The 5878-nt window shown below is 57.7% G+C and carries 5 protein-coding genes and 3 pseudogenes; 6 read left to right on the top strand and 2 right to left on the bottom strand.

Annotated features, from left to right (window positions below; genetic code table 11):
* The first annotated feature begins 266 nt into the window (after positions 1–266).
* From ACN0VI_RS15490 to tnpC, 3 genes and pseudogenes are all read left to right on the top strand, one after another.
* On the top strand, positions 267–1637 hold the full coding sequence (locus ACN0VI_RS15490) for an ATP-dependent nuclease (protein ID WP_231975560.1): 1371 nt from the start codon (positions 267–269) through the stop codon (positions 1635–1637).
* Between the two features lie 54 nt (positions 1638–1691).
* Positions 1692–2579 (top strand): annotated as a pseudogene (locus ACN0VI_RS15485) (Tn3 family transposase); the annotation flags it as partial.
* On the top strand, positions 2576–2938 hold the full coding sequence (tnpC, locus tag ACN0VI_RS15480) for a Tn3 family transposase post-transcriptional regulator TnpC (RefSeq protein ID WP_073301118.1): 363 nt from the start codon (positions 2576–2578) through the stop codon (positions 2936–2938). The pseudogene ACN0VI_RS15485 and the gene tnpC, both read left to right, overlap by 4 nt.
* Positions 2939–2963: 25 nt before the next feature.
* Here the strand turns inward: tnpC and ACN0VI_RS15475 are convergent.
* Positions 2964–3740: pseudogene (locus ACN0VI_RS15475) on the bottom strand (arsenic resistance protein).
* Positions 3741–3970: 230 nt separating this feature from the next.
* Here ACN0VI_RS15475 and ACN0VI_RS15470 point away from each other — a divergent pair.
* Genes ACN0VI_RS15470 through ACN0VI_RS15460 form a run of 3 tightly spaced genes read left to right on the top strand, consistent with a single transcriptional unit; the run spans position 3971 to position 5548 of the window.
* Complete coding sequence (locus tag ACN0VI_RS15470) at positions 3971–4405, top strand: disulfide bond formation protein B (protein ID WP_172830714.1); 435 nt, start codon at positions 3971–3973, stop codon at positions 4403–4405.
* Positions 4402–5082 (top strand): DsbA family protein, encoded by a 681-nt coding sequence (locus tag ACN0VI_RS15465; RefSeq protein ID WP_073301119.1) that lies wholly within the window; start codon positions 4402–4404, stop codon positions 5080–5082. The genes ACN0VI_RS15470 and ACN0VI_RS15465 overlap by 4 nt, the downstream gene beginning before the upstream one ends.
* Positions 5083–5086: 4 nt before the next feature.
* Positions 5087–5548 (top strand): methyltransferase family protein, encoded by a 462-nt coding sequence (locus ACN0VI_RS15460; RefSeq protein WP_073301120.1) that lies wholly within the window; start codon positions 5087–5089, stop codon positions 5546–5548.
* A 214-nt stretch (positions 5549–5762) separates the two neighbouring features.
* Here ACN0VI_RS15460 and ACN0VI_RS15455 read toward each other — a convergent pair.
* Positions 5763–5878 (bottom strand): annotated as a pseudogene (locus tag ACN0VI_RS15455) (cation transporter); the annotation flags it as partial.

The following is a 5878-nucleotide window of genomic DNA, read 5'->3' as shown; positions in this document are numbered from 1 at the left end:
GAAGTAAGGTGCTTTGACCTCGATGTTCACCCTGGATAAACCGTTTCATGGGCGTCCCTTGCGATGAGATTCTCGGAAATCATAGCAAGGGTTTACCGGGATGTTTTTACACACTCTGGGCCAGGAGCGGACAGTCATCCCAGGGGATTGGTTTCGCCTGCGAAATCATGCCATATAGCTACCTTTCATCAGGGATGAGTACTGCGTTGGCGGAAATGGCCAAGATAGGCGTCCCTGCCTCGTCATGAGTAACAGGGGGCCTAATCGTGTATCTATCCGTCTTGAAACTAGAAAATTTCCGCCAGTTTGGCCAGGCTAACTGTGGCTTGGAAGTCACCTTCAACCCAGGTGTTACCGCGTTGGTCGGGGAAAACGACGCAGGCAAAACAGCCGTCATCGATGCGATCCGGTATGTACTGCAAACCCGTGATGCCGAATACCTGAAGCTTCAACTCCAAGACTTCCATATCGATGACAGCGGAGCTCAGGCCAGTACCATCACGCTGAGGTGCACATTAGATGGTTTGAGTAAGGCCGAACTGGGAGCGTTCGCTGAGTATGTCACCTACAAAAACGGCGTAGGTCGTCTACACATCCATTGGTCAGCCACGCGTGTCCAAGGCTCAACTCTAACCCGCAGATGGGTGGATATTTCAGTGCGTTCTGGTGAGAATGGGGAAGGGCCGTCCCTGGATGCAGGGGCCCGTCTTCTGCTCGCCACTGCGTACTTGAAACCATTACGTGATGCAGAGCGCGAGATGTCGCCAGGCCGAAATTCCCGGCTCTCTCAGGTCTTGAGCAGCTTCCCAAGCATCGATGTCGGAAGCGCTTTCGATACCGCGACCCCGCCTGCTAGCCCCGTCGATGCAGAAGCGTTGAGCATTGCTGGCATGGGCGACTACATGCGCTATCTGGTGAACAAGCACAGCGCTATCGTCAGTGCTGAACATGCCATTAACCAGAACTACCTGGCCCCGCTTTCTCTTGTGGGACAGCCCCTGACAAGCCGTATCAGTTTCGGCGAGGGGGGTACCGAGGATGCGAGGCTCAAACAGATCCTTGAGCGCTTGGAACTCGGGTTGCTTGATCACGCTTCGGGCGAGTCCCGGGGCGTTTATGGTTTGGGCTCAAACAACGTACTGTTTATGGCCTGCGAGCTCCTCCTGCTTGGAAAGGAGCCAGACGGCCTGCCGCTTCTATTGGTAGAAGAGCCTGAGGCTCACCTGCACCCGCAGCGGCAACTGCAGCTCATGGAGTTTCTTGAGAAGGCCGCGAAACCTGCGGACGGTTTGAGACCGGTTCAGGTGATTCTGACCACTCACAGCCCGAATCTGAGCTCAAAGATTCCGATCCAGAATCTTGATCTCATGCATCGAGGGCGCGCGTTCTCGCTGGCTGAAGATCAGACCTGCTTGGGCGCCGATGACTATCGATTCCTCAGTCGCTTCCTGGACGTCACGAAAGCAGGATTGTTCTTCGCCAAAGGACTATTGGTGGTGGAGGGCGATGCTGAGGCGATCCTTCTGCCAGCCATTGCGCGTAGGCTTGGAAAAGACCTGACCAAGCATGGTGTGTCGGTGATCAATGTGGGCGGCGTCCTGCCAGTGAGGGGCCACCGACCAACCGGCGCTATTTAGAAGTCTGCGTGTTCTCCTACCTGGCCAGCGAGCTGCGATCGGGTGACATGTGTGTATCGGCACGTGGCCAACAACTACATCGCTGTGTTCCAGCACTTCATCCCACCTGGCATCTGGGAGGCGATTTACGTAATTGAGGGGCTGCTTAAGGCTGATCTGAGTGTCGAGGCAGACACTGTGTATTCAGATACTCAGGGGCAATCGGCGACCGTCTTTGCCTTCACCCATCTGCTGGGCATCAACCTGATGCCGCGCATACGCAACTGGCGTGACCTGGTGATGTGCCGGCCGGATCGCGGCGCGTCTTACAAGCATATCAACCGCCTGTTCACCGACACTGCCGACTGGCATTTGATCGAAACTCACTGGCAAGATCTGATGCAGGTCGCGCTGTCCATCCAGGCCGGCAAAATCTCCTCGCCTATGCTGCTGCGAAAACTCGGCTCCTACAGCCGGCGCAACAAGCTCTACCACGCCGCCCAGGCACTGGGCAGCGTGATCCGCACGATCTTCCTGCTCAACTGGATCGGTAGCCGCGAGTTGCGCCAGGAAGTCACTGCGAACACCAATAAAATCGAGTCCTACAACGGTTTCTCGAAGTGGCTTTCGTTCGGTGGCGACGTGATTGCTGAGAACGATCCGGACGAACAGCAAAAACGTCTGCGCTACAACGACATGATGGCCTCATCGGTGATCCTGCAGAACACTGTGGATATGATGCGCATTCTGCAGAAATTGGCCCGAGAGGGTTGGCAATTCACCGACGAGGACGTGTCCTTCCTCAGCCCCTACCAGACCAGCAACGTCAAGCGCTTCGGCGAATTCAACCTCAAGCTCAACCGGCCACCGGAGCCCTGGATCAAGGACTCGGTGTTTCAACAAGCTGCCGGCTCGCTGCGGGTGATCACACCTCGCCAGCTAGATACCGAGAAAACCACATGATCAATGTTCCTCCCCCGTCCTTTCGCGTTACGCCGTACGGCGAAGTCGATGCGGTGGCGTTGGAAAACCTGCGCGCCGCCTTCGACACCTCTCAATTGCTCTGGCTGGCTGATCGATTGGATGCCTGCTTGCTGGAACTGGGCGGAGCCACCGCCATCCGCGACGAGCTGCTGAGATTGCATGCGATGGCTCTGACGATAGTTGAGGGCATCGCTCTTACAGTGCCTGCCGAGAATGCTTGTATCTGGGCAGAGGCCGAATCTCTACAGATGGATCTTGAAGCGCTGGTTTCCTGGGCTCGCACTGCTCAGCTCCTCCTTGCGCCGCTTATAAATCTCGCACCAATCCACGAGGCATGAGCACTCTGGATGATTTCGACAAGACTCAGCTGTTCCTGACCATGGATAGGATCGCCGGTAAATGGATCACCTCAGCAATCAGCTCTACGAGTGGGTGATCACAGCCGCTGCAGCCAGCTCGCGAATGGACTCTGGGAGCGCTAGGGCCAGGGGAAGCACTACAAGCGAGTTGCGAGTGCCTGAGCTAAAGGCTACTGCCCGTGAGGCAGATGCCTCCAAACCAAATAGCCGGGAGCTGAGTACGCCGAGGGCGGGAGCGAGTAATAGAAACGCTCCGTATACCGGAAGCAACGGCGCCAGGATGTCGAGTTGGTACACTACGGCCGCGATCTACGAACCCACCACCACGATTAGAACCAGGGCCATCGCAGGCACTGGCAGCCAGGCCCAACCTGCGCTCCATGCGCGAACCAGCTGAGATCGGCGCCCGCCAAATTCGGTGAGCACAGCCGCTACCAAGGGTAGGACGATCAGTAACAGGAATGCTTCTGCGAAGGGCCACAGCTCGATCACTGTGCCGGCTTCGGAACCAAGGATTAGCTGCAAGTAGAGGGGCAGCAGCAAAAGCTGAAGCAACAGCAGCAATGGCGTCGCCGCGGGCACCAGACGAGAGTCTCCTTTGCCCAGGTGGGTGAAGACCACCACGTAATCACATGGCATACATCAGCACGGCAATCGCCGGTGTGATGGCCATGGCCGTCAGTCCGGTGAATTGCGCAGAGCTCAAACCTGCAATGGCAGCGGCCACCACCGCCGCGAAATAAAATGCTATCTGATGTTCTTCCAGCCAGTCCCGCGACATCTGATATCTTCTCTTGTTGCGCAAGGGCGACATTCTCGCACTGGCATCGAATTTAACCCAGCGCTGAGGCTGGTTGCGCAGCGGGCTGCCTGGTTGCTTTTCGCTTGTGCCGGTGGGCGGAGGTTTACAACGCTCCAACAAGTCTTGCCGACAAGAGGAAGCATGGTGTTTCGAAATAACCGGAAGGCGAGTCTGACGCAAGTGTTCGTCACCGCCAGGAGCTAACCGCAATGAACCCTCAACGTTCAGGCATGACCTGGAACCTGCTGCTGCTAACCTGGCTGGTCGCACTGGTATCGACCCTATCCGCGCTGTTCATTGGCGAGGTGATGGGCCAGGCACCCTGTGTTTTGTGCTGGTTCCAGCGCGCCTTTATGTTTCCGCTGGCGGTGATCCTGGCCATCGCCTGCTACCGCTCGGATTTCACAGTCTGGCGTTACGCCCTACCGCTGACCGTTATCGGTGCGGCGCTGGCATTTGTTCACACGCTGCTCTATGCAGGGCTGATTCCACAGCCGATCCAGCCCTGCACGGCCACCGGTCCATCCTGCTCGGGCGCCGGAATGACACTCTTCGGCGTGGTGCCCCTGCCGGCACTCGCCTTGTTCGCCTTTATCCTGATCGCCATCCTGCTCATTCTCATCCGTCGGAGAACAACTCCATGAATCGCCGTTCCGTGGTCCTGATCATCAGTGCCGTGCTCCTGGCCGTTTTTGCCGCCGCCGCATTCTTCTATTCTCCGTCGCAGTCACCTCAACAGGCCCAAGCTCCCGGTTCGACAGCCCAAGAGACCGCGACACAACCCAAACAGAACCGTGGCCAACTGGTTCGCTTCCACTCGCCAGTGTTCGGCCCAGCGCAAGCGCCAGTAACCATTGTCGAGTTCTTCGATCCTTCATGCGAGGCATGCCGCGCCTTCCATCCCTATGTGAAGCAGATCCTCGCCGAGAACCCGGAAGATGTACGTCTGGTGCTGCGCTATGTACTGTTTCATCAAGGTTCGGAAGAAGTGGCGCGGATGCTTGAGGCGGCGCGCAAGCAAAATCTTCATGAACAAGTGCTGGAGGCTGTGCTGGAGACCCAACCCGGTTGGCACGACGACCCCAAGGTAATGCAGGCATGGGCTGCTGCCGAGGGCGTCGGTTTGAACTTGGAGCAGGCCCGCCAGGACATGCATACGCCTAGCGTCAACGCCGTGCTTGAAACGGACATGCAGGACGTCAAGGCCGTTGGGATTCGTGGCACCCCGACCTTTTTTGTAAATGGTCGTGCGCTCAGCGAGTTCGGCCCGGAGCCGCTGCGCCGATTAGTGAGCAGCGAAGTGGCCAAGGCACGGGAATGACACTATGAGCGCGCTGGAGAACCGCGTGCCACCGCTGCTCGTAGCGGTCCTGATCGCTCTGCTGATGGGGTTGTCGGGACCCAGATTGCCGAGCATCGAACTGGCATGGACCGAGCGCCTGACCTTCGCTTTGCCGGTACTGTTCCTGGGGCTCGGCGTGTGTTTCGCCGGCGTACTGTCGTTCCGCCGCGCACGTACTACTGTCAATCCATTGCAGCCGCAGCAGGCTTCGGTGTTGGTGGAGGCTAGCATCTATCAGTACAGCCGCAACCCCATGTATTTGGGCTTCGCCATCAGCCTGACGGCCTGCGCGCTGGCCCTGGCCTCGCCTTTTACCCTGCTGGGCGTGGTTGCCTTCGTGCTTTACATGAATCGTTTCCAAATCGAACCCGAAGAGTCGGCGCTGGAAGCGCTGTTCGGCGAATCATTCGCTCGCTACCGCGCACGAGTCTGCCGCTGGCTCTGAGCGTCCGCGGCGGTAGCGACTGGCGGGGCTTGCTCGTCGCTGCAGCCCGCCGAAGGTGCCACGACCTAGCCTGATCTCCTCGTGACGAGCTGCTTTGGCCACATGCCGCTAGCATGTCTCTGGTCGAAGACATAGCGCCAACGAGTGATGTCGCAAGTTCACTCCGTTGATATCGAGATAACTGTCTAGCAACAGCGGTGAGCGCAAAGCAGGCTTATGCTTCGCTGCGATGACTGTCGGCCTGCCTGGTGTCGATACAAACACTGCCGTCTAGCTCCATTTCAAGTGTCGAGTGGCTGACTTTGAATCGCTCATGAAGTACACGTTTTA

It is taken from the genome of Kangiella sp. (assembly GCF_048265365.1).
Lineage (GTDB): Bacteria > Pseudomonadota > Gammaproteobacteria > Enterobacterales > Kangiellaceae > Kangiella.
Note: the sequence above shows the minus strand (reverse complement) of the source record. Positions and strands in the feature narration are given on the sequence as shown.